Here is a 25,905-nt window from a genome sequence, read left to right on the forward strand (position 1 = left end):
CCGGACGCGGCCGGTCGGTCGGCAGGTCCAGCTGTTCGGGCAGCTCGGCCAGCGCCGACTGCCAGTACGCGACCTGCTTGTGCGCCAGCGATTCCGGATCCGCCTCGTCACCGAGCACCGACCGCTGCCAGATGCTGTAGTCGGCGTACTGGACCGGCAGCGGCGCCCAGCCCGGCGCCTCGCCGGTGGCCCGCGCCGCGTAGGCGATCATCAGATCACGGGTCAGCGGCCCCACGGAGGAGCCGTCACCGGCGATATGGTGCACCACCATCGCGAGGACGTATTCCGTGCCGGCGCCATCGATATCGAACAGCGCCACCCGCAACGGCACCTCGGTGGTGACATCGAAGGTGGTCGAGACGAGTTCGAGCACCGCGCCGAGCACCGCGTCCGCGGCCACCGCGCGCACCGTCAGTTCCGGTACCGCGCCGACCACCGGCAGGATCACCTGCTCGGGACCGTCGCTCTCCGGATACACCGTGCGCAGCACCTCGTGCCGGCCGACCAGGTCGCCGATCGCCGCGCGCAGCGCGTCCGCATCCAGGCGACCCGACAACCGGACCGCCATCGGCACGTTGTACGCGGCCGACCGGCTGTCGAACCGGTTCAGGAACCACATCCGCTGCTGCGCCAGCGACAGCGGAATGCGGTCCGGCCGCGGTCCGGCGGTCAACGCCAGGCGCGCCCCGCTCTCCGCGTGTTCCATCCGGGTCGCCAGCGCCGCCACGGTCGACGCCTCGAACAGCATCCGGACCGGGATCTCGGTCTCCAGGGCGGCGCCCAGCCGGGCGGCCACCTTGGTGGCGATCAGCGAGTTGCCGCCGAGTTCGAAGAAATCGTCGTCCAGGCCGATCCGCCGGTCCGCGGTGACGCCGAGGACTTCGGCGAACACATTCGCGACGATCTCTTCCACGGGGGTGGTCGGAGCGCGGAACTCGCGGGCCGCGAACACCGGATCCGGCAACGCCCGGCGGTCGAGTTTGCCGCTGGCGTTGACCGGGAGCTCATCGAGCACCACGAACGCTGCCGGCACCATATAAGCGGGCACCTGTGTGCCCAGGTAGTCGCGCAGCACGTCGACGTCAACGTCGGCATCCGAGGCGGGAACCACATAGCCGACCAGACGGTCGCCGGTGTGCGCGTCGGTCCGCACCAGCACCACCGCGTGCCCGACCGACGGGTGTCCGGTGAGCGCGGTCTCGATCTCGCCGAGCTCGATCCGCAGACCGCGCAGCTTCACCTGGAAATCGGTGCGGCCCCGGTAGTTCAGCTCGCCGTCGCGGCCCCGGGTGACCAGGTCGCCGGTGCGGTACATCCGGGAGCCCTCGGGACCGAACGGGTTGGCCACGAAACGGTCCGCGGTCAGCGTCGTCTGACCGAAGTAGCCCCGGGCCAGTTGGACGCCCGCCAGATAGAGCTCACCCGCGACACCCGGTGGCACCGGATGCAGCCGGGCGTCCAGGACGAAGGCCTGGGTGTTCCATACCGGCGCACCGATCGGCACCGTGACGGTATCGGCATCGGTGACCTCGTGATAGGTCACATCGACCGCGGCCTCGGTCGGGCCGTACAGGTTGTGCAGCGCCGCACCGGTCAGCTCGCGCAGTCGCTGCGCCGGCCGCGGTGTCAGCGCCTCGCCCGAGGCGAACACCAGGCGCAGCGAATCGCAGTGCGCCACACCCGAATCCGCCAGCGCTCCGACGAACACGGTCAGCATCGACGGCACGAAATGCGCCACCGACACGTCTTCGGCGTCGATCACCTGGGCCAGATACACCGGGTCGCGGTGACCGTCCGGCTTGGCGACCACCAGCCGGGCGCCGATCTGCAACGGCCAGAAGAATTCCCACACCGATACGTCGAACGTCGACGGCGTCTTCTGCAACACCACGTCCGAGCCCGACAACCCGTACTGGGCCTGCATCCACACGAGACGGTTCACGATCGCCGCGTGCGTGACGGCCACGCCCTTGGGGCGACCGGTCGAACCCGAGGTGAAGATCATGTAGGCCAGATGCTGCGGATGCAGCGGGACAGTCCGGTCGGCATCGGTGACCGGGTCGTCCGAATAGCCGGACAAATCGATCTCGTCGACGGTCAGGGTCGGGCGGCCCGCGGCGGCGAAACCGTCACGGCCGGTGGTCAGCACACAGACCGGTGCCGCGGTGTCGAGGACATAGGCGATCCGGTCGGCCGGCTGGTCCAGGTCGAGCGGGACGTAGGCGCCGCCGGCCTGCACCACCGCGTACATCGCGACGACGAGGTCGATGGAGCGCCGGATGCCCAGGGCCACCCGGGTATCCGGGCCGACGCCGTCGTCGATCAGCTTGCGCGCCAACCGCGAGACCCGGGCCGAGAACTCTTCGTAGGTCAGCGATTCGCCGGTCGGGCCGGTGAGCGCGACCCAGTCCGGGGTCTCGAAAGCCTGCTGGGTGAACATCGAGGCCAGAGTCGCGGAACGGTCCATGGGCCGCGTGGTCCCGTGCCAGCCGCGCAGTTCCTGCGCCGCCTCGGCCGGTTCGAGCATCGGCAGATCACCCATCGGCCGTTCCGGCGTCCGGGTGAGGGCCTTGAGCAGCCGGTTGAACCGCCGGGCGAAGGTGGCGACGGTGACGTCGTCGAACAGGTCGGTGGCGTAGACGAATTTCGCGTCGATTCCGGCGGCGCCGGCCTCTTCGCCGACCCGCTCGGTGAGCTCGAGCGCCAGATCGAACTTGGCGGTCTCGATCGGGGTGCCGACCCCTTCGATGACCAGGCCCGGCAACTCCATGCTGACCGGCCGGGTGTTCTGCAGCGACAACATCACCTGGAACAGCGGATGCCGGGCCTGCGAGCGCACCGGGTTCAGAATCTCCACCAGCCGCTCGAACGGCAGATCGACATGACCGAAAGCGGCGATATCGGTGCCGCGCACCGCACTCAGCAGATCGGTGAAGCCGGCGCCCGGGTCCACCGGGGTACGCAGCACCAGGGTGTTGACGAACATGCCGATCAGGTCGTCGAGCGCACGTTCACCGCGACCCGCGACCGGGGTGCCGATCGCGATATCGGATTCACCGGAAAGCCGCGACAGCAGGACCGCGAAAGCGGAGTGCACGACCATGAACAGGGTGGCGCCGTGCGAGCGGGCGAGTTCGGTGAGGGCGGCATGGGTATCGGCGTCGATCTCGAACAGATGGGTCGCGCCGCGACCGGACGCGATCGCGGGCCGCGGCCGGTCGATCGGCAGATCCAGCTGTTCCGGGATTCCGGCCAGCTTGTCGGTCCAGTACGAGATCTGTTCGGAGATCACCGAATCCGGGTCGTCCTCCGACCCCAGCACCTGCCGCTGCCACAGCGCGTAGTCGGCGTACTGGACCTCGAGCGGACGCCAGCCGGGCTCCCCGCCCTCGATCCGGGCGGCGTAGGCGGTGACCACGTCCCGGAAGAACGGGGTCATCGAGAACCCGTCGCCGGAGATGTGGTGGACCACGAAACCGAGGACGTGCTCGGTCGGGCTGATCTCGAAGAGCCGGGCCCGGAACGGAACCGCGGCGATGACATCGAATCCGGCCATCACCACTTCGGCCAGGCGGTGCGGCAGTTCGGCCTCGGTGATATCGATCGGCGCCAGATCCGGGATGACCTGCGCGGTCGGCACGATCTGCTGATAGGCGGTGCCGTCGACCTCCGGATAGAAGGTACGTAGCGATTCGTGCCTGGCCAGCACATCGGCCACCGCGATCTGGAGGGCCTGCCGGTCCAGCAGACCCGACATCCGGACCGCGACGGTGATGTTGTCCACCGCCGAATCCGGATCGAACCGGTTCAGGAACCACATCCGCTGCTGCGCCAGCGACAACGGCACCCGCTCCACGACCTCGCCGGAGGGCAGGGTATGGGTCGGGCGGGGCTGCGGGACGAGTGCCGCGTGGGCGCTGCCCGCACCGGCCCGGGTTTCCGCGCGCGCGGCCAGTGCCGCCACGGTGGACGCTTCGAACAGTTCGCGGACCGCGAGAGCGGTATCCAATGCCGCCGACAACCGGGCGGCGACCTGGGTCGCGCTGAGCGAGTTGCCGCCGAGCGCGAAGAAGTCGTCGTCGAGCCCGACCCGCTCGACGCCGAGAACCTCGGCGAAGGTCCGGGCGACGATCTCCTCCACCGGGGTGGTGGGGGCGCGGAACACCGCGGCCTCGAACACCGGCGCGGGCAGCGCCTTGCGGTCGAGCTTGCCGGAGGCGTTGAGCGGGAACGCGTCCAGCGCGATGATCGTCGCCGGAACCATGTAGGCGGGCACCTGCGCGGAGAGGTCCTCGCGCACGGTTTCGATATCGAGCTGAGCGCCCGCCGCCGCGACCACATAGCCGACCAGCTGATCGCCGGTGTGCGGATCGCCGCGCAGTACCACGACGGCCTGGTCGACCTCATCGATACCGGCGAGCGCGGCTTCGATCTCGCCGAGTTCGATACGCAGACCACGCAACTTCACCTGGAAATCGGTACGACCCAGATAATCCAGCTCACCACCAGCAGTCCACGTAACCAGATCACCAGTGCGATACATACGCGCACCGGAATCGAACGGATCCGCCACGAAACGGTCGGAGGTCAGATCAGGCCGCGCCACATAACCACGCGCCAACTGCGCACCCGCAAGATACAACTCACCCGCGACACCCACCGGAACCGGCCGCAACCGGTCATCCAGCACATAAACCCGCGTATTGAACACCGGCGCACCGATCGGCACCGACACCACATCGGCATCGGTCACCTCGTGATACGTCACATCCACCGCGGCCTCGGTCGGACCATACAAGTTGTGCAACGCAGTCCCGGTCAACTCCCGCACACGCCGCGCAGGCTTCGGCGACAACGCCTCACCCGAGGAGAACACCAACCGCAACGACGCACAGCGGGATTCCGAATCGGCGGTCTCGGCGAGAGCCCCGACGAAAACGGTCAGCATCGACGGCACGAAATGCGCGACCGTGATCCGCTCGGCGTCGATGATCTCCGCGAGGTAGGCGGGATCACGATGACCGTCCGGCTTGGCCACCACCAACCGCGCACCGATCTGCAACGGCCAGAAGAACTCCCACACCGACACATCGAACGACGCCGGCGTCTTCTGCAACACCACATCCGTGACCGACAACCCGTACTCGGACTGCATCCACACCAGACGATTCACAATCGCCGCATGCGACACCGCCACACCCTTCGGGCGGCCCGTCGAACCCGACGTGAAGATCACGTACGCGGTATTGCCGGAGCGCAGCGGGGCCCGGCGGTCCCGGTCGGTGATCGCGCTCTCGCGGTGCCCGGACAGATCCAGCAGATCGATCCGCACCTGCGCGGTGTCGATCTCGAGATCGTCGCCGGAGGTGAGCACGCACACGGGATCGGCGGTCCGCAGAATGTATTCGGTGCGCTCGGCCGGATGATCCGGGTCCAGCGGCACATACGCGCCGCCGGCCACGGCGACCGCGTACATTCCGACCACCAGATCGATGGAACGCCGCATCCCCAGCGCCACATACGATTCCGGGCCGACACCGCGATCGATGAGCCAGCGCGCCAGCGGGTTCACCCGGGCGGCGAGCTCGGCGTAGGACAGAGTCGTCCCCTCGAACGTGAGCGCGGACGCTTGCGGGGTCCGCGCGACCTGGTCGGTGAACATCGAGACCAGGGTCGCGGTGGTGTCCAGATCGTGGGCCGTCGCGTTCCACCGCGACAGCACGAGTTCGCGCTCCCCTTCGCCGAGCAGATCGATCTCGCTGATCGGGCGCTCGGGCTCGGTGGTGATGGCGGTGAGCACCCACACCAGCCGCTCGGCGATCCGGCGGACGGTCGCCTCGTCGAACATGTCGTGCAGGTAGCCGGCGCGGATCCGCAGCCGGGAATCCATCGCGGCCACCAGGGTCAACGGGTAGTGCGTGGCGTCGACCGCGTTCAGGCCGGTCACCGTCATCCCGTCGATATCGGCGGCCTGCGCCTGGATGCCCTCCGCGTCCACCGGATAGGACTCGAACACCAGCAGCGTGTCGAACAGGTTCGCCATTCCGGCGGCCGTCTGGATATCGGACAGGCCCACATAGTGGTGGTCGAGCAGATCGGCCTGCTCGGCCTGAGTACGGACCAGGACCTCGCGCGCGGACCGGGACTGGTCGAAGCGCACCCGCACCGGGACAGTGTTGATGAACAGGCCGACCATCGTCTCGACACCGGTCAATTGCGGGGGGCGACCGGATACGGTGGCGCCGAACAGCACATCGTCGCGGCTGGTCATCCGGCCCACCAGGATCGCCCACGCGACCTGCAGCACGGTATTGGCGGTGATCCCGATTTCCGCGGCCACCGCGGTGAGCCGGGAGGTAGCGACCTCGTCGAGCCCGAACTCGTATTCACCGGAGAGCGCGTTGATCTCGTGCGAGGAAGACCCGCCGCTGTCCGGCCTGGTCAGCAGGGTCGGTTCGCTGATGCCGGACAGCGCGTCGGACCACACCGTCAGCGACGCCCGATGGTCCTGCTCGCCGACCCATTCCAGGAAGTGCCGGTAGGAGCGGGCGGCGGGCAACACGCTGGTGTCGGCGTGCGCCGCGTACAGCACCAGCAGATCCCGCATGAGCAGCGGCATCGACCAGCCGTCGAGCAGGATGTGGTGGTTGGACACCACGAACTGCCACTCCTGGGCGCCCACCTGGATCAGGGTGAATCGGATCAGCGGCGGTTCGGTGAGATCGAAGCGCCGCAACCGGTCCGCGTCGATCAGTTCGGCGGCGTCCCCGGTGGCGGTGCGGTCGAATTCCGCCCAGTTCACCCGGACCCCGTCGAGCACGATCTGCACCGGATTACCGCCGGAGTCGGCGACGAAGGCGGTGCGCAGATTCTCGTAGCGGTCGAGCAGAGCCTGCGCGGCCGCCCGCAGCCGGGTCGCGTCGACCCGGCCGCTGAGCGTGAGCACCGCCTGCGCGGTGTACACGTCGACCGAATGCGCGGCGAGCTGTGCGTGGAACAGCAGACCGGCCTGCAGTGAGGACACCGGCCACACATCGGCCACCGGGCCCGGGAACTGCCGTTCGAACCCGTCGATATCGGCCTGCGCCAGGCGCACCATGCCGAAATCGGACGGCGTGTGCCCGCCCGCACCCGCCGACTCGGCGTGCCGGGCGACGGCCTCCAGCGCCGCGACCCACAGGTCGCCGAATTCGGCGACCTCACCGGCCGAGAGCAGGGTGGACGGATAGCCGATCCGCGCGGTCAGCGTATCGCCGGCCACGATGGCATTGATGTCCAGCGGCGCCATCGCCGGCATATCGGCGTCATAGGCGCCGCCGAGCAGACCGAGTTCGGGCGCGGGGACCCAGCCGAACCCGCGCAATCCCTCGGGCAGCTCGCTCGCGGCGACGCGGCCCAGGTAGTTGAAGCTCACCTGGCCCGGCAGTTCCGTGGGGAGTTCACCGGCGGTCGCGGGGTTCATGTACCGCAGCAGGCCGTAGCCGATGCCCTTGTCGGGCACCGCCAGCAACTGCTCCTTGACGGCCTTGAGCGCCGCCCCCATATCGGGGCCTCCGGTCAAGGCGGCCGTGACGTCGATCCCGGTCAGCTCGAACCGCACCGGGAAGATGGCGGTGAACCAGCCGACCGTCCGCGACAGGTCCGCCCCGGGCACGACCTCTTCTTCGCGACCGTGGCCCTCGAGCCGGACCAGCAGCGCGTCGTCGGCGCGCGACCCCGGCACGCGGCGCGCCCGCCATACGGCGGTGGCCAGCGCGAGCGCGGTGAGCAGGCCGTCGTTGACACCGCCGTGGAACAACGCCGGAACCGTGGTCAGCAGGCTCCGGGTCACCTCCGGGGACACCTCTACCGCGTGGATCTCGACCACTCCGGAGGTATCGGCGGCCGGGTCCATCCGACGCTCGGTGAGCAGCGGGTCGGCGGTACCGGCGACGGTGCGCCAGTAGTCCAGTTCGGCCAGTCGCCGTGGGCTGCGGGCGTTCTCGTCCAGCGCGTGCGCCCAGGAGCGCATGGAGGTGGCGGGGGCGGGCAGTTCGGGGGCCCCGCCGGCGCTGTGCGCGCCGGCGGAGGCCACCAGGTCGGGGACCAGGATGCGCCAGGACACACCGTCCACCACCAGGTGATGGGCGATGACCACCAGGCGGCCCGCGCGCTCGGCGCTGTCGGGCTCGAGCCAGACGAACCGCACGACGACACCGCCCAGCGGGTCGAGCCGGTCCAGTGCGGCATCCACGGCGGCCGAGGCGATCTCGAAGAACAGGTCCGCGTCCGCACTCGCGTCGAACACCGTGTGGTCGATCAGGCCCGCCACATCCAGGGTGCCGGGTTCGGCCGTTTCGACCACCCAGTCCCCGTCGGCGAAGGCCAACCGGGCGCGCAGCATATCGTGCCGGTCGAGCACCGGCCCGAGGACCGCGGCAATGGTCGCGGCGTCCACACCCAGCGGCAGTTCCAGCGCCATGAGCTGATGGAACCGGCCGAAGGAGCCGGCCCGTTCGGCCATGAACCGCACCACCGGGGTCGGCGGCAGCGTGCCGATCCCGGCACCCGGCAGTTCGGCCAGTACCGGCGCGGCGTCGGCGGAATCCGCGGTTTCGGCCACCGCCGCCAGCCCGGCCACGGTGCGCTGCTCGAATACATGCCGCGGCGTGAAAACCACACCGCGTGCCTTCGCCCGGGACACCAACTGGATCGAGACGATGCTGTCGCCGCCCAGGGCGAAGAACGAATCGTCCACACCCACCCGGTCCACGCCGAGCACCTCGGCGAAGACATCGGCGATGGTCTGCTCCAGCGGGGTGCGCGGTGCGCGGAACGCGGTATCGGTCGCGAACACGGGCTCCGGCAACGCCCGCCGGTCGAGCTTGCCGACCGGGGTGAGCGGAATCCGGTCCAGCACCATGATCGACGACGGCACCATGTAGGCCGGGAGCCGATCCTCGAGATTCGCGGTCAGCGCCGCGATATCGATCGTCTGATCGGGTCCCGCGACGACATAGGACACCAGCGAGACCGCACCCGCGGCGCTGGTATGGCCCACGGTGACCGCGAAATCGACGGTGTCATGGGCGGTCAGCGCGTTGTCGATCTCGCCGAGTTCGATACGGAAACCGCGGACCTTCACCTGGAAGTCGGAGCGGCCCACGTATTCGAGGCGGTGCTCGGTCGTGCCGTCCAGCTCCCGGGCGGTCCAGCGCACCACGTCGCCGGTGCGGTACATCCGCTCCCCCGGCTCGTACGGGTTGGCGACGAAACGGTCCGCGGTGAGCCCGGGGCGATCCAGATAACCACGGGTCACCTGGATACCGGAGACATAGAGTTCACCGGCCACACCGTCGGGCACCGGCCGCAGCCGGTCGTCGAGCACGAGCGAACGGATACCGCGGTTCGGGCCGCCCATGGTGAGCGCGTCCCCCGGCAGCAGCGGTTCGCCGATATTGACCACGATGGTGGTCTCGGTCGGGCCGTAGATGTTGTGGAAGGACCGGATCGGCCGGTCCGTCCGGGCCGGATCACCCAGCGGGATGGCCCATTTCGCCAGCAGTTCCGGCGAATACGCCTCGCCGCCCACCGCCAGCACCCGCAGGCTGTCCAGCCCGGCCGGGTCGAGGGTGGCCAGCGCGGCCGGGGTGATGAACAGATGGGTGACCTGTTCTTCGCGGATGAGTTCGTAGAGTTCCTCACCGCCGTAGACGCCCGGCGGCACGATCACCAGCGTGCCGCCGGGGCCGATCGCGAGCAGCAGCTCCATCAGCGAGGCGTCGAAGCTGGGCGAGGAGAAGTGCAGGGTGCGCGAATCGGAGTCCATCCGGTACCGATGCACCTGTTCGGCCGCGAAGTTGGCCAGACCGGCGTGCGGTACCGCCACGCCCTTGGGCAGACCGGTGGAACCGGAGGTGTAGATGATGTAGGCCGTGTTCGACGGACGCAGCGGGCGCACCCGGTCCGCGTCGCCGACCGGGTCCGCGGCGTAGGCGCCCAGATCCGTATCGTCGAGCACCACCCAGTCCACCGTGTCCGGCAACTGGTCGCGCACCGAGGACACGGTGAGCCCCACGGGCGCACCGGAGTCGGTGAGCATATGGGCGATACGGTCGGCCGGGTAGGTGGGGTCGATCGGCACGAACGCGGCGCCGGATTTGGTGACACCCCACTCGGCGAAATAGGAATCCATCGACCGCGGGACCGCGATCGCCACCAGATCCTCGGCGCCCAGTCCGCGTTCGATCAGCAGGCGCGCCAGGCGGTTCGAGCGTTCGTCGAGCTCGCCGTAGCTCAGCCGCTCACCGCGGAACACCGCGGCCGGTGCGGACGGGTCCGCGGCGACGGCTTCGGCGATGAGTTCGGGCAGCGTCCGTCCGGGCAGGCCCGGTCCGCCGGTGCGGTCCACGATCCCGGCCCGTTCGGCGGAGTCGAGGATCTCGATCTCGCCGAGGACGGCGTCGGGGTCGGCCGCGACCGCGGCCAGCAGCCGCTGCCAGCGGACGACGAAGGATCGCGCGGTGGCCTCGTCGAACCGCTCGGTGGCGTAGGTGAGCGCCAGATCCATACCCGCCGAAGCATTCTCGGCCAGGGTGAACTGCAGATCGAACCGGGAGACGTTCTCCTCGAGGTCGAGCACCGAGACGCCGAGTCCGGCGAGTTCCAGGGTGGGGCGCTCGTTGTTCTGCAACGACAGCGCCACCTGGAACAGCGGATTGCGGGCCTGCGACCGCTCCGGCGACAGCAACTCCACCAGGCGTTCGAACGGTACGTCGGAATTGCCGAAGGCATCCAGATCGGTGTGCTTGGCCCGATCCAGCAGTGCGCTGAACGTGTCACCCGACGGTACGGCGGTCCGCAGCACCAGGGTGTTGACGAACATGCCCACCAGATCGTCGAGCGCCTGTTCGCCACGGCCCGCGATCGGAGTGCCGACCGCGATATCCGCGCTGCCCGACAGCCGCGCCAGCAGGGCGGCCAGCGCCGCGTGCAGCACCATGAACAGCGAGGCTCCCCGCTGCCGGGCCAGTTCGTCGAGCCGGGCGACCAGTTCGGTCGGCAGCCCGGACCGCACGGTGGCACCGTGCAACGAGGCCACCGACGGGCGCGGCCGGTCCATCGGCAGGGTGATCTCGTCGGGGAGATCATCGAGCGCGTCCCGCCAGTAGGCGACCTGCCGGGCCATCGGCGATTCGGGATCGTCCTCGCCGCCGAGCACCTCACGCTGCCAGACTGCGAAATCGGCGTACTGCACGGCCAGCGGCTGCCAGCCCGGCGCCGCGCCCTGGGTCCGCGCGGTGTAGGCCAGCATCACGTCGCGGGTCAGCGGCGCGGCGGAGAAACCGTCACCGGCGATATGGTGCACGACCACGACCAGGACGAATTCGTCCGGGCCCGTGGTGAACAGCCGGAAGCGCAGCGGAACCTCGTGCGCCACATCGAATCCGGCGCTCGCGAACCCGGTGACCGCGGTAACCAGTTCGTCGGCCGGTACGCCCACCAGGCGCAGGTCCGGGTCCACCTGTTCGGCCGGTACGACCTGCTGCATCGGGACGCCGCCGTGCTCGGGGTAGCGAGTCCGCAGCGATTCGTGGCGGCGCACCACATCAGCTACCGCCAGGCGCAACGTGTCGAGATCGAGCAGGCCCGCCAGGCGGATGGCCATCGGCAGGTTGTAGGCCCCGGAGGCGGTGTCGTACTGGTTGAGGAACCACATCCGCTGCTGCGCGTAGGACAGTGGAACCAGTTCGTCGGCGGCTCGCTGCCGCGGCACGAGCGCGGCGCGCGCGGCGGCGCCGGTGCGCGTTTCGACCCGCGCGGCGAGCGCCTCCACGGTGGGCGCCTCGAACAGCGCGCGCACGGGCACCTCGGTGCCCAGGGCCGCGCCGATCCGTGCCGCGACCCGGGTGGCGATCAGCGAGTTGCCGCCGAGGTCGAAGAAATCGTCGTCCATCCCGACCCGCTCGATCCCGAGCACGTCGGCGAAGACTCCGGCGACCGCTTCCTGCACCGGGGTGGCCGGGGCGCGGAAGCCGCGGGTGCGAGCCGCCGGTGCGGGGAGGGCACGGCGGTCCAGCTTGCCGTTGACGGTCAGCGGGACGGCGTCCAACTGCACGAACGCCGCCGGGACCATATAGGACGGCAACTGTTCGGCGGCCCCGTCACGGACGGCGTCCAGGTCCGGAGCGGATTCGGTGTCGGCGACGACGTAGGCGACGATGCGCTGATCGCCCGGGGCGTCCTCACGCACGATCACCGACGCCTGGGCGATGCCCGGCTGCGCGAGTACGGCCGCCTCGATCTCACCGAGTTCGATGCGGAAACCGCGCACCTTGACCTGATCGTCGGCGCGGCCCAGGTATTCGAGTTCGCCGAATCGGTTCCAGCGCGCCAGGTCGCCGGAGCGGTAGAGCCGGGCGCCGGGGTTGCCGGGTTCGGCGAGCGGATCGGCCACGAACCGCGCGGCGGTGAGATCGGGGCGGCCCAGATAGCCGCGCGAGAGCTGCCCGCCGGCCACGTACAGTTCGCCCGCGACACCCACCGGCACCGGGCGCAGCCGGTTGTCCAGCACGTACACCTTCAGCCCGGCCAGCGCCCGGCCGACCACGCTGCCCGCGGCGCTCGCGATGGTCGCGGCGTCCAGCGCGCGGTACGACACGTGCACCGTGGTCTCGGTGATGCCGTACATGTTCACCAGTCGCGGCGACGCGGTCTCGCGGTCGCCGATCGCCCGGGTGCGGCCGGTGCTGCCGTCGCCGTGCCGGCCGACCCAGTCGGCGAGCCGGCGCAGTTCCAGTGCCTCGCCGCCGAACACCACATAGCGCAGTGCCAGCGGACGGTCGGCCTGGGCGGTGCGATCGGCCTCGGCCAGCTGGTAGAACGCCGACGGAGTCTGGTTGAGGACGGTGACCCGTTCGGTGCGCAGCAGTTCGAGGAACTGTTCGGGCGAGCGGGAGGTGTAGTAGTCGACCACCACGAGGCTGCCGCCGAACAGCAGCGGTCCCCACAGTTCCCAGACCGAGAAGTCGAAGGCGTAGGAGTGGAACAGGGTCCACACGTCTTCGGGGCCGAATCCGAAATCGCGATCGGTATTGGCGAACAGCCGCACCACATTGCGATGCGCCACGGCCACGCCCTTGGGGCGACCGGTGGAGCCCGAGGTGTAGATGACGTAGGCGGTGTTGTCGGGGCGCAGCGGGGCGGTGCGGTCGGCGTCGGTGACCGGGCCGTCGTCGGCGTCCTCGATATCGCCGGCCTCGACGGCGAAACCGTCCACGACCACCCGCGACAGGCCGGCGGGCAGGGTCATCTGCACGCTGGAGTCCAGTACGACGGCGGCCGGGCGTGCGTCCTCCAGCACGTAGGCGATGCGTTCGGGCGGATAGGTCGGATCCACCGGTACGTAGCCCGCACCGGATTTGACCACCGCGAGCAGCGCGACCACCAGGTCCAGGGAACGCGGCAGCAGCACCGCGACGAGGGTCTCCGGGCCGGCGCCGTCCTCGATCAGGCGGCGCGCCAGGACATTCGCGCGGCGGTCGAGGTCGGTGTAGCTGAGCTGGTCGGGCCCGAACCGCGCGGCGACGCGATGCGGATACTCGGCGACCGCTGCCTCGAAAAGACTTGCCAGAGTGGCGGTTTCGGGCCGGTCGGCGGCGACGCCGTCGGCGGTGAAGACACCGGGGGCCGTCTCCGCGCCGGAGCTCACCCAGCGCTGCGCCACATCCAGCCGCTCGGACTCGCCGAGCAGGTCGATATCGCCGACCGCCACCCCGGGTTCCTCGACGATGCTGCGCAGGATCCGCAGCAACCGGTCGGCGAAGGACGCGACGGTTTCCGGGTCGAACAGATCGGTGGCGTAGGCCCACTGCATGCGCAGGCCACCGCCGGCCTCGCCGACGGTGCCGACGGTCAGCTGGAGATCGAACTTCGCGGTACCCGGATCGAAGTCCACCACCGACAGCTCGACCCCCGGCAGTGCCACGGTGCCGATATCGGCGGCCGCGGCCGCCTCGAAGGTCAACGCGACCTGGAACAGCGGGTGGTGCGCCTGCGAACGGACCGGGCTGAGGATGTCGACGAGCCGCTCGAACGGGATGTCGGCGTGCGCGAAGGCCGCCAGATCGGTACGGCGGGCCTGGGCCAGCAGATCGGCGAACGGACCGGCCGGATCGACCTCGGTGCGCAACACCAGGGTGTTGACGAACATGCCGACGATATCGTCGAGCGCCTGCTCACCGCGGCCGGCGATCGGGGTGCCGATGGCGATATCGGTGCTGTTGGACAGCCGCGCCGCCCAGGTCGCCAGGGCCGCGTGCACGACCATGAACAGCGTGGTTCCGTGCGCGAGGGCCAGTTCCTCCAAGGCGGCGCGCAGCGTGGCGTCCACAGTGAACTCGTGGGTCGCGCCGCGCGTGGAGGCGACCTCCGGACGCGGGCGGTCGGCCGGGAGCTCCAGCTGATCGGGCAGGTCCCGCAGCCGGTCGGTCCAGTAGCCGACCTGCTTGGCGGCCACCGATTCCGGATCGTCCTCCGACCCCATGACCGCGCGCTGCCACAGCGTGTAGTCGGCGTACTGCACCACCAGTGGTTCCCAGGCGGGGGCGATGCCGCGGCCGCGGTCGGTGTAGGCGACGACCAGATCGCGCAGCAATGGCCGCAGCGAGAAACCGTCGGCGCTGATGTGGTGCGCGACCAGGACGACGATATGGGTCCGCTCGTCCACCCGCAGCAGACTCGCCCGGAACGGCGGTGCGGCGGTGACGTCGAAGAACACTCCGGCCAGTTCCAGGATCCGGCCCGGCACCGCGGATTCGGCGACCGTTTCCGCGGTGAGGTCGAGATCCACCTCGCCGAGCGGCAGCACCCGCTGCTGCCCTGTTCCGTCGACGTCGGGGTACACGGTGCGCAGTGCCTCGTGCCGCTCCACCACATCGGCCAGCGCCGCCTGCAACGCGCCGAGGTCCAGTGTGCCCGTGAGGCGCACCGCGACGGGGATGTTGTTCACCGCGGTGCGGTTGTCGAAACGGTTCAGGAACCACATCCGCTGCTGGGCCGGCGACAGCGGCACCAGTTCACCGCGCTGCTGGGCGACCAGCGGCGCGCGGGCGCCCGAGCCCGCCGAGCTTTCCAGCCGGGCCGCCAGGGCGGCGACGGTCGGCGCCTCGAACAGCGCGCGGACCGCGACCTCGGTGTCCAGGGCGGCGCCCAGCCGGGCCGCGACCTGCGTCGCGACCAGCGAGTTGCCGCCGAGCCCGAAGAAGTCGTCGTCCAGGCCGATCCGCTGGGTACCCAGCACATCCGCGTAGGTCGCGGCGACGATCTGCTCGATCGGGGTCGTCGGAGCACGGAACACCGCGGCGGTGAAGGTGGGTTCCGGCAGGGCCCGGCGGTCGAGCTTGCCGGACGCGTTGAGCGGGAAGGCGTCCAGCACGAGGTAGGCGGCCGGCACCATATAGGCGGGCAGCGACCGGCCCAGTTCGAGCTGCAGCGCGGCGGTGTCGACGGTGCGGCCCGGCTCGGCCACCAGGTACGCGACCAGCGCCTCTCCGGTGCGCGCGTCGGTGTGCACCACCACGACCGCCTGCGCGATCGTGTCCAGCGCGGTCAGCTGGGCCTCGATCTCACCGAGTTCGATACGCAGACCGCGCACCTTCACCTGGAAATCGGTGCGGCCCAGATAATCCAGTTCGCCGCCGGCGTTCCAGGCGACCAGGTCGCCGGTGCGGTACATGCGGCCGCCGGCGCCGAACGGATCGGCGACGAACCGCTCGGTGGTGAGGTCGGGGCGGGCCACATACCCGTGCGCCAGCTGGGCGCCGGCCAGGTACAGCTCACCCGGGACGCCGACCGGAACCGGCCGCAGCCGCGAATCCAGCACGTAGAGCTGGGTGTTGAACACCGGGGCGCCGATCGGCACCGACGCGGTGTCGGCGGCGGTGACCTCGTGGAAGGTGACGTCGACCGCGGCCTCGGTCGGACCGTACAGGTTGTGCAGCCGGGCGCCGGTCAGTTCGCGTATCCGCTGCGCGGTCGCCGCGGGCAGCGCTTCGCCGGAGGCGAAGACATTGCGCAGGCTCGCGCAGACGGGTTCGCCGTTCTCCGATGATCCGGCGATCGCGCCGACGAACACCGAGAGCATGGACGGCACGAAGTGGACCGTGGTGACCTGTTCGGCGTCGATGACCCGGGCCAGGTACAGCGGATCCCGATGACCATCGGGCCGGGCCACCACCAGGCGGGCGCCGACCTGCAACGGCCAGAAGAACTCCCATACCGACACGTCGAACGTCGCCGGGGTCTTCTGCAGCACCACGTCATCGGCGGCCAGACCGTATTCGGCGTGCATCCACACGAGCCGGTTCACGATCGCGGCGTGCGAGACCGCCACACCCTTCGGGCGACCGGTCGAGCCGGAGGTGAAGATGACGTAGGCGGTGTTCTCCGAGCGCAGCGGGCGGAACCGGTCCGCGTCGGTCAACGGTTCGGCGGAATGATCGGACAGGTCCAGTGCGTCGATCCGCACCTGCCGCGCCCGGGTGGTGTCCAGGTCGTCGCCCGCGGTGAGCACGCACACCGGACGTGCGGTCTCCAGGATGTGGTCGATGCGCTCGGCCGGATGATCGGGATCGAGCGGAACATAGGCGCCGCCCGCGGCCTGTACCGCGTACATGGCGACGACCAGATCGATCGAACGCCGCATCCCCAGCGCCACATACGATTCCGGGCCGACTCCGGCCTGCACGAGCCAGCGCGCCAGCCGGTGCACCCGGTCGGCGAACTCGGCATAGGACAGACTCGTCCCCTCGAAGGTCACCGCGACGGAATCGGGGGTGCGCGCGGCCTGCGCCTCGAATACCGCGACGAGAGTGGCGGCGGCGTCGCCGGCGGGGGTGGTGAGCGCGGCGTCGACCGGGAACTCGGTGGCGTTCCAGCGATCCAGGATGCGCAGGCGCTCGGTCTGCTCGAGCAGTTCGATATCGCCGACCGGCCGATGCGGGGCGGCGGTGACCGCGCGCAGCATCCGGCCGAAACGCAGCGCGAAGGCACGCGCGAACTCCGCGTCGAACAGATCGGTGGAGTAGACGAGTTCGGCGTCCATATCGGCCGACGGGTCCGCGTGCTCACTGAGGGTGAGTTGCAGATCGAATTTCGCGGTCGGGGAATCGATCGCGAGTTCGTCGACCGTCAGGCCCGGCAGCTCCAGCGACGTGCGGCCCAGGTTCTGGAACGACAGCATCACCTGGAACAGCGGATGCCGCGCCTGCGACCGGACCGGGTTGAGCACCTCGACCAGCCGCTCGAAGGGAACTCCCGCGTGCGCGAACGCGGCGAGATCGTGTTCGCGGACCTGGGTCAGCAGTTCGGCGAAGGTCATCGCCGGATCCACCTGCGCACGCAGCACCAGGGTGTTGACCACCATGCCGACGAGATCGTCGAGGGCCTGCTCGCCACGACCGGCGACCGGGATGCCGACGGCGATGTCGTCGGTACCCGACAGCCGCGAGAGCAGCGCCGCGAATGCCCCGTGCACCACCATGAACAATGTGGTGCCGTTGGCGCGCGCCACCTCGTTCAGCGAGTCCACCAGGTGTCCGGGCAGCTGGAACCGGTGGGTGCCGGCGCGATAGGTCGGCACGGCGGGACGCGGCGCGGGAGTCAGCCGCAGTTCCTCGGGCAGACCCGCCAGCTCGGTCTGCCAGTACTCCAGCTCCTGAGAGATCAGCGAGCGGGGATCCTCCTCGGCGCCGAGGGTTTCCCGCTGCCAGAGCGCGTAGTCCACGTACTGCACCGACAGCGGTACCCAGGCCGGAACCTCACCGGCCGTCCGGGCTATGTACGCGGTGACCAGGTCACGCACCAGCGGCCGCATGGAGAAGCCGTCGGCGGCGATATGGTGCGCCACCACGACCAGCACATGCTCACGCGGCCCGCGCCGGAACACCCGCATCCGCACCGGCGGCGCGGCGGTCACATCGAAACCGCCGGCGGCGAATTCGACGATCGCGGCGATCAGCTCGTCGGTGGAGGCCGCGACGTCGATCTCGGCGCCGGGCCCGCCGACGTCGACCACGTCGATCTCGGGCAGGGCCTGGCCGACGGGCAGCACCTGCTGGTAACCGACACCGTCGTAGGAGGGGTACACGGTGCGCAGCGATTCGTGCCGCGCCACCACATCGGCGACCGCGCCGCGCAGCGCGGTGAGGTCGAGATCCCCGCGCAGCTGGACCGCGGCCGGGATGTTGTTCGCGGCCGACCCCATGTCGAAGCGGTTCAGGAACCACATCCGCTGCTGGGCCAGCGACAGCGGCGGCCGCTGCGGCCGCGGGCGCGTGCTCAGCGACGGACGCAGGGCGGTGCCGGTATGCGAGCCGACGCGGGCGGCCAGGCCGGCCACCGTCGGGGCCTCGAACAGGATCCGTACGCCGATCTCGGCGTCGAGCGCGGCCCCGAGCCGGGCGGTGACCTGGGTGGCGATCAGCGAGTTGCCGCCGAGTTCGAAGAAGTCGTCGTCGGCGCCGACGCGCTCCGCCCCGAGGAGTTCACCGTAGATACCGGCGACCAGTTCTTCGACCGGAGTCTGCGGGGCGCGGAACGTGCGGGCGACCAGTTCGGGTTCGGGCAGGGCGCGACGGTCGAGTTTGCCGGCCGGGGTGAGCGGGATCTCGGCCAGCACCATGATGGCGGTCGGCACCATGTATCCGGGCAGCCGCTCGGCGGCGTGGGCGGTGACCGCGGCGGTGTCGACGGACCGGTCGGGAACGGGCCGGACGTAGGAGACCAGGACGGTGGTCCCGGTTTCGAGCCGATGTCCGACGGTCACCGCGAAATCGATATCCGGGTGGGCGCCCAGGGTCGCGTCGATCTCGCCGAGTTCGATCCGGAAACCACGGATCTTGACCTGGAAGTCGTTGCGGCCCATGTATTCCACCACGGGCCGGTCGTCGTCGTCGCGACGCCAGCGGACCACGTCGCCGGTACGGTACAGCCGCGCACCGGCCGTGCCGTGGGGGTCGGCGACGAAACGGGACGCTGTCAGCCCCGGCCGGGCGAGATAACCGCGAGCCAGCTGGATTCCGCCGACGTACAGTTCGCCGGCCACGCCCTCGGGTACCGGGTTCAGCCGATCGTCGAGCACCAGCGCGCGCATACCGCGCACCGGGCCGCCGATGGTGACGGGATCACCGGCCAGCAGCCGATCACTGATATTGGTGGCGACAGTCGCCTCGGTGGGTCCGTAGGCGTTGTGGAAGCGACGGCCGACCGCGGGGTTCGGCGCGACCGACCATTTCGCGACCAGTTCCGCCGAGACGGCCTCGCCGCCGGCGATGATGACGCGCATTCCGGCCAGGTCCGTCGCATCCAGCGACGCCAGGACCGACGGGGTGATCAGCCCGACGGTGACCCGCTCCCGTGCGATCAGCAGACCGAGTTCCTCACCGCCGTAGGTGCCCGGCGGTACCACCACCAGCGCACCGGCGCTGCCGATCGCGAGCAGCAGTTCCAGCACCGAGGCGTCGAAGGACGGGGAGGCGAAGGCCAGCGCCCGTGAATCGGTGGTGAGGCCGTAGCGTTGCACCTGCTCGGCGCTGAAGTTGGCCAGACCGCTGTGGGTGACCGCCACGCCCTTGGGCAGACCGGTGGAACCCGACGTATAGATGACGTACGCGATCTGCTCGACGCGCAGCGGAGCGAGCCGCTCGGCGTCGGTGACCGGTTGCGGTGCGGCCGCGGCGATCTCGGCGGCCAGCGCCGGATCGTCGAGTTGCAGCCAGTCCCCGCCGGTGATCGGCGGCAGCGCGGCCGCCTCGGCAGTGAGGGTGATACCCAGGCGCGCACCGGAATCGGTGACCATATGGGCGATCCGGTCCGCCGGGTAGGCGGGGTCCACCGGGAGGAACGCGGCACCGGTCCGGGCGACGGCCCAGACCGCGAGCACCGATTCGATCGACCGCGGCACCGCCACGGCTACCAGGGTCTCCGGGCCCGCGCCCCGCGCGATCAGCACCCGGGCCAGCCGGGCGGCGGCGGCGTCCAGTTGCTCATAGGTGAGCGAGCGGTCGCCGAAGACGACAGCCTGACCGTAGGGGTTGGCGCGGACGGCGGCGTCCAGCAGTGCGGGCAGCGTGCGCGACGGCTCCGCGGGACCACCGTTGCGGCTCAGCAGTTCCGCGCGTTCCGGCGTGGCCAGCAGTTCGAGCCGGCCGACCGGCCGCAGCGGGTTCTCGGTGATCTCCTCCAGCAGCCGGATGAACCGCTCGGCCAACGACTGGATCGTGTCGTCTTCGAAGAGGTCGCGGGCGAAGGAGAACTCGCCCAGCATCCCGGAGTCGAGAGAGCCCCCGACGTCGCGCAGGGTGAGAGCGAGGTCGAATTTCGCCAGATCGATATCGAAATCGACCGGCGCCACCCGCAGTCCCGGCAGTTCGAAGGTGCGGTCCGGGAGGTTCTCGAACGACAGCGCCACCTGGAACAGCGGATGCCGGGCCTGCGACCGGGCCGGATTCAGCACCTCGACGAGCCGCTCGAACGGTACGTCGGCATGCGCGAAGGCCTGTAGGTCGGCGTTGCGGGCCTGGCCGAGCAGTTCGGCGAAGGATGTGGCGCCCTCGACCTGGGTGCGCAGCACCAGGGTGTTGACGAACATGCCGATCAGATCGTCGAGCGCGGCCTCGCCACGACCGGCCACCGGGGTGCCGATGGCGATATCGGACATCCCGGAGATCCGGGCCAGCAGTACGGCCAAGGCGCTGTGCAGCACCATGAACGGCGACGCGTTGTACTCACGGCCCAGTTCCACCAGGCGTCCCTGGATCTCGGGCGCGATCACGAACGTGTGCGTCCCACCGCGGTAGGAGGCCACGGCCGGACGCGGCCGGTCCGCCGGCAGCATCAGTTCATCGGGCAGATCGGCCAGCTCGCGCTGCCAATACCGGATCTGTTTGGCGATCAGCGAATTCGGATCGTCCTCCGACCCCAGCACTTCGCGCTGCCACAGCGCGTAATCGGCGTACTGGACCGGCAGCTCGGCCCAGGCGGGCTGCTCCCAGCTGGTTCGGGCGGCATACGCCACCATCACATCGCGCGCCAGCGGGCCCATCGACCAGCCGTCCGCGGAGATGTGGTGCACCACCATGCCGAGCACGTACTCGGTTTCGCTGATCTCGAACAGCCGCGCGTGCAGCGGGACCTCGGTGGTCACGTCGAAGGCCATCGTGGCCAGTTCGATGAGGTGGTCGAGCAGGTTGTGCTCGGTCACCGGAACCGGGGTCAGGTCGGGGACGATCTGCGCCGCGTCCAGGATCACCTGCACCGGGGCGCGCCCGGTCTCGGGGAACACGGTGCGCAGCGATTCGTGCCGGTCGATCACATCGATCACGGCGACCTGCAGCGCCGCCACATCGAGTTCACCGGAGAGCCGGATCACGGCCGGAATGTTGTTGACGGCCGATTCGGTGTCGTAGCGGTTCAGGAACCACATCCGCTGCTGCGCCAGCGACAGCGGAATCTCCTCCGGGCGGCTCTGAGCCACCAGCGCCTGGTGGGTGCCGGTGCCCGCATGCGATTCCAGTCGCGCCGCGAGCGTCGCGACCGTCGACGCGTCGAACAGCGTCCGCACCGGCACCCGGGTGTCCAGCGCGGTGCCCAGGCGGGACGCGACCTGGGTCGCGATCAGCGAGTTGCCGCCGAGTTCGAAGAAATCGTCGTCCATGCCGACCCGGGCCACCCCGAGCACCTCGGAGAAGGTCGCGGCCACGATCTCTTCGATCGGTGTGGTCGGCGCGCGGAACTCGCGTACCTCGAACACCGGTGCCGGCAGCGCCCGGCGGTCCAGTTTGCCGGACGCGTTGACCGGAAACTCGTCGAGCACCACGATCGCCGACGGCACCATGTACGCGGGCAGCGCATCGGCCATTTCGGCACGCACTTCCGCCACGTCGACGGATTCCCCGGTCGCGACCAGATATCCGACGAGCTGATCGCCGAGCCGGTGGTCCGAACGCACGACGACCACCGCTTGCGCAACGGACTCCATGGCGGTGAGCACGGCTTCGATCTCGCCGAGCTCGATCCGGAGGCCGCGCAGCTTGACCTGGAAGTCGGTGCGGCCGAGGTAGTCGAGTTCGCCCGCGACGGTCCACTTGACCAGGTCGCCGGTGCGGTACATCCGCTCGCCCGCGCCGAAGGGATCGGCGACGAACCGGTCCGCGGTCAGATCCGGCCGGGCCGCGTACCCGCGGGCCAGCTGCTCGCCCGCCAGGTACAGCTCACCCGCGACGCCCACCGGGACCGGCCGCAGCCGGCTGTCGAGGACGTACACCCGCGTATTGGCGACCGGTGCGCCGATCGGCACCGACACCACATCGCGGTCGGTGACCTCGTGATAGGTGACGTCGACGGCGGCCTCGGTCGGGCCGTACAGATTGTGCAGCCGGGCGCCGGTCAGGGCGAGCAACCGGCGGGCCGTGGCCGGGGGCAGCGCCTCACCCGAGGCGAAGACCCGGCGCAGGCTCGGGCACACCTCGCCGTCCGGCATGCCGTAGGTCTGCAGTTCGGCGACGAACGCCGAGAGCATCGAGGGCACGAAATGCGCCGTGGTGACCTGCTCCTCGGAGATCAGCTGCACCAGATAGTCCGGGTCGCGATGTCCGTCCGGCTTCGCCACGACCAGGCGCGCGCCGGTGTGCAACGGCCAGAAGAACTCCCAGACCGACACATCGAAGGTGGCCGGGGTCTTCTGCACCACCGCATCGCCGGCGTCCAGACCGTATTCGTCCTGCATCCACACCAGGCGGTTGACGATCGCCGCATGCGCGACCGCCACCCCCTTCGGGCGGCCGGTCGAACCCGAGGTGAAGATCACGTACGCGATATTCGAGGCACGCAGTGGGGCGATCCGGTCCGCGTCGGTCACCGGCTGCGCGGAGTAGCCCGTCAGGTCCAGTTCGTCGATTCGCACGACGCCGTCGGCGGGGTCGTCGGCGGTCAGGCCCTGGACGAATTCGGCGTCCTCCGCGGTCGTCAGCACACACACCGGCGCGGCGGTGTCGAGCACGTAGCGGGTGCGGTCGGCCGGATGGTCCGGATCCAGCGGTACATAGGCGCCACCGGCCACCGTCACGGCGTACATGCCGACGACCAGGTCGAAGGAGCGCCGCATATCCAGCGCCACCGCGGAATCCGGCCCGACCCCGAGTTCGATCAGGTACCGGGCCAGGCGGTACACCCGCGCCGCGAACTCCGCGTAGGACAGAGTTGTCCCCTCGAAGGTCAGCGCGTCCGCGTCCGGAGTGCGCGCCACCTGCGCGTCGAACATCGAAGCCAGCGTCGCCGTGGTGGCGGATTCGCGGGTGGTGGCGTTCCAGTTGTCGAGCACCAGTGCGCGTTCGGCCACGTCGAACAGGTCGATATCGCCGATCGGGCGCTGCGGTTCGGCGACCACCGATTCGAGCACGCGCAGATACCTGCGCCCGAACTGGGCGGCGGTCGCCGGGTCGAACAGATCGGTGGCGAAGGAGATCACCGCCGCGACCCCCGCGGGCGCACCGGCGGTATCGCGCTGCTCGGTGAGGGTCCACTGCAGGTCGAACTTGGCGATCGGCACCTCGAGCTCGTCGGCGGTCACCGACAACCCCGGCAGTTCCAGGGCGGCGTGCGCCATTTCCTGGAACGACAGCATCACCTGGAACAGCGGGTGCCGGGCCTGTGAGCGGGCCGGGTTCAGCACCTCCACCAAGCGCTCGAACGGCACATCGCCGTGCGCGAACGAGGAGAGATCGGTTTCCCGGGTACCGCTGAGGAATTCGGTGAACGGGGTCGCACCGTCCACCTCCGACCGCAGGACCAGGGTGTTGACGAACATCCCGATCAGATCGTCGAGCGCCTGCTCACCGCGGCCGGCCACCGGTGTGCCGATGGCGATATCGCCGGTGCCCGACAACCGGGACAGCAGCACCGCGAGCGCGGCGTGCAGCACCATGAACAGCGTCGAACCGTTTTGCCGCGCCAGCGCGGACAGCGCCGCGTGCAGTTCGGCATCGATGCTGAACTGTTGCTGCGCACCGCGATAACTCTGCACGGCCGGACGCGGACGGTCCGACGGGAGATCCAGCTGGTCCGGGAGCCCGGCCAGCGTATCGCGCCAGTAGTCGATCTGGCGGGCGGCGATGGACTGCGGATCGTCCTCGGAGCCGAGCAGTTCACGCTGCCAGAGGCTGTAGTCGTGGTACTGCACCGGCAGCGGCGGCCAGCTCGGCGCCGAACCGGCGGCCCGCGCCACGTATGCCGCGGCGACATCGCGGGCCAGCGGGCCGAAGGAGAAGCCGTCGGCCGAAATATGGTGCACCACGAACGCGACCGCGTATTCGGGAGTGCCGTTGGTGTGACCGCCGACCACTTCGTAGACGCGGACCCGGATCGGCAGTTCCCGGGTCACGTCGAAACCGGTCGCCGCGAATTCGCCTAGTACGGACGGGAGTTCGGCTTCATCGATGGTCCGGACCCGGATACCCAGATCGACCTGGTCCATGGGCAGCACCGACTGGAATCCGCCGTCCCCGGATTCCGGGAAGACGGTGCGCAGCGACTGCTGCCGTTCCATCACATCGGTGAGCGCCACGGTCAGCGCGTCCACCTCCACGCGCCCACGCAGCCGGATGACGAACGGCAGGTTGTAGGTGGGCGCGCTCGGATCGAACTGGTTGATGAACCACATCCGCTGCTGCGCCAGCGACAGCGGCATCCGGTCGGGCAGCTGCTGCGCCACCAACGGCGGGCGCGAGGTAGCGGCGCCACCGGCTTCGGCGTTCTCGGCGCGCACGGCGAGCCCGGCGACCGTCGGGGTCTCGAACAGTGCCCGGACACCGAGCCGGATCCCGAACGCGCTGCTGATCCGCGACACCACCTGGGTGGCGACCAGCGAGTTACCGCCCAGATCGAAGAAATTGTCGTCGACACCGACCTGCGACTGCCCCAGGACATCGGCGAAGATCGCGGCCACGACCTGTTCGGCCTGGGTGCGCGGCGCCCGGTAACCGGCCGCGTCGGCGGCGAACACCGGCTCGGGCAACGCCTTACGGTCCAGTTTGCCGCTGGTGTTGAGCGGGAACTCCGCCAGCACCACGAGCGAGGCCGGAACCATATAGGCGGGCAGTTTCTCGGCGAGGTACCGGGTGAGTTCGACCGGTTCGACGGTGTGCCCGGGCGCGGGCACCACATAACCGGCCAACTGCTGACCGGTGGCGGTGTCCACCACCAGGACCACGGCCTGGTTCACCGCGCGATGCGCCAGCAGATCGGTTTCGATCTCACCGAGTTCGATGCGCTGGCCACGGAACTTCACCTGGAAGTCGGTGCGGCCGATGTACTCGAGGATCCCGTCGGCCCGCCAGCGCACCAGGTCACCGGTGCGGTACATACGCTCGCCCGACGTACCGGACGGGTCGGCGACGAAGCGGTCGGCGGTCAGGTCGGCACGGCCGACGTATCCGCGGGCCAGTTGCCGGCCCGACAGATACAGCTCACCCGGGGCGCCGACGGCGGCGGGCCGCAACCGGGCGTCGAGCACCTGGACCCCGACGTTCCACTCCGGGATGCCGATGGGCACCGAGGTCGTCTCGGCGCCGGTCGCCTCCCAGTAGGTCACCGATACGGCGGCCTCGGTCGGGCCGTAGAGGTTGTGCAGGCCGGCGGGACTGATCGCCTTCAGCGCGACCACGGTCTCCGGCGGCAGGGCCTCGCCGATCACGAAGATCTCGCGCAGCGATTCGCACTGTTCGGGCGTGGCGTGACCGGCGAAGACCGTCAGCATGGACGGCACGAAGTCGGTGATCGTGACCCGGTGCGCGGCAATGGTCTCCGCGACGTAGACCGGGTCCCGGTGCCCGTCGGGCGTCGCCAGGATCAGGCTGCCGCCGGACAGCA

At 69.9% G+C, this 25,905-nt stretch carries 1 protein-coding gene (cut by both window edges); it reads right to left on the reverse strand.

This entire window lies inside a single protein-coding gene on the reverse strand: locus tag OG804_RS19415, encoding a non-ribosomal peptide synthase/polyketide synthase. The 54,354-nt coding sequence extends 26,402 nt beyond the window's left edge and 2,047 nt beyond its right edge, so the window shows coding positions 2,048-27,952, spanning codon 683 (partial) through codon 9,318 (partial); reading right to left, the first codon wholly in view occupies positions 25,901-25,903. Both the start codon and the stop codon lie outside the window.

The sequence above is a fragment of the Nocardia sp. NBC_00416 genome (assembly GCF_036032445.1).
Classification (GTDB): Bacteria; Actinomycetota; Actinomycetes; order Mycobacteriales; family Mycobacteriaceae; genus Nocardia.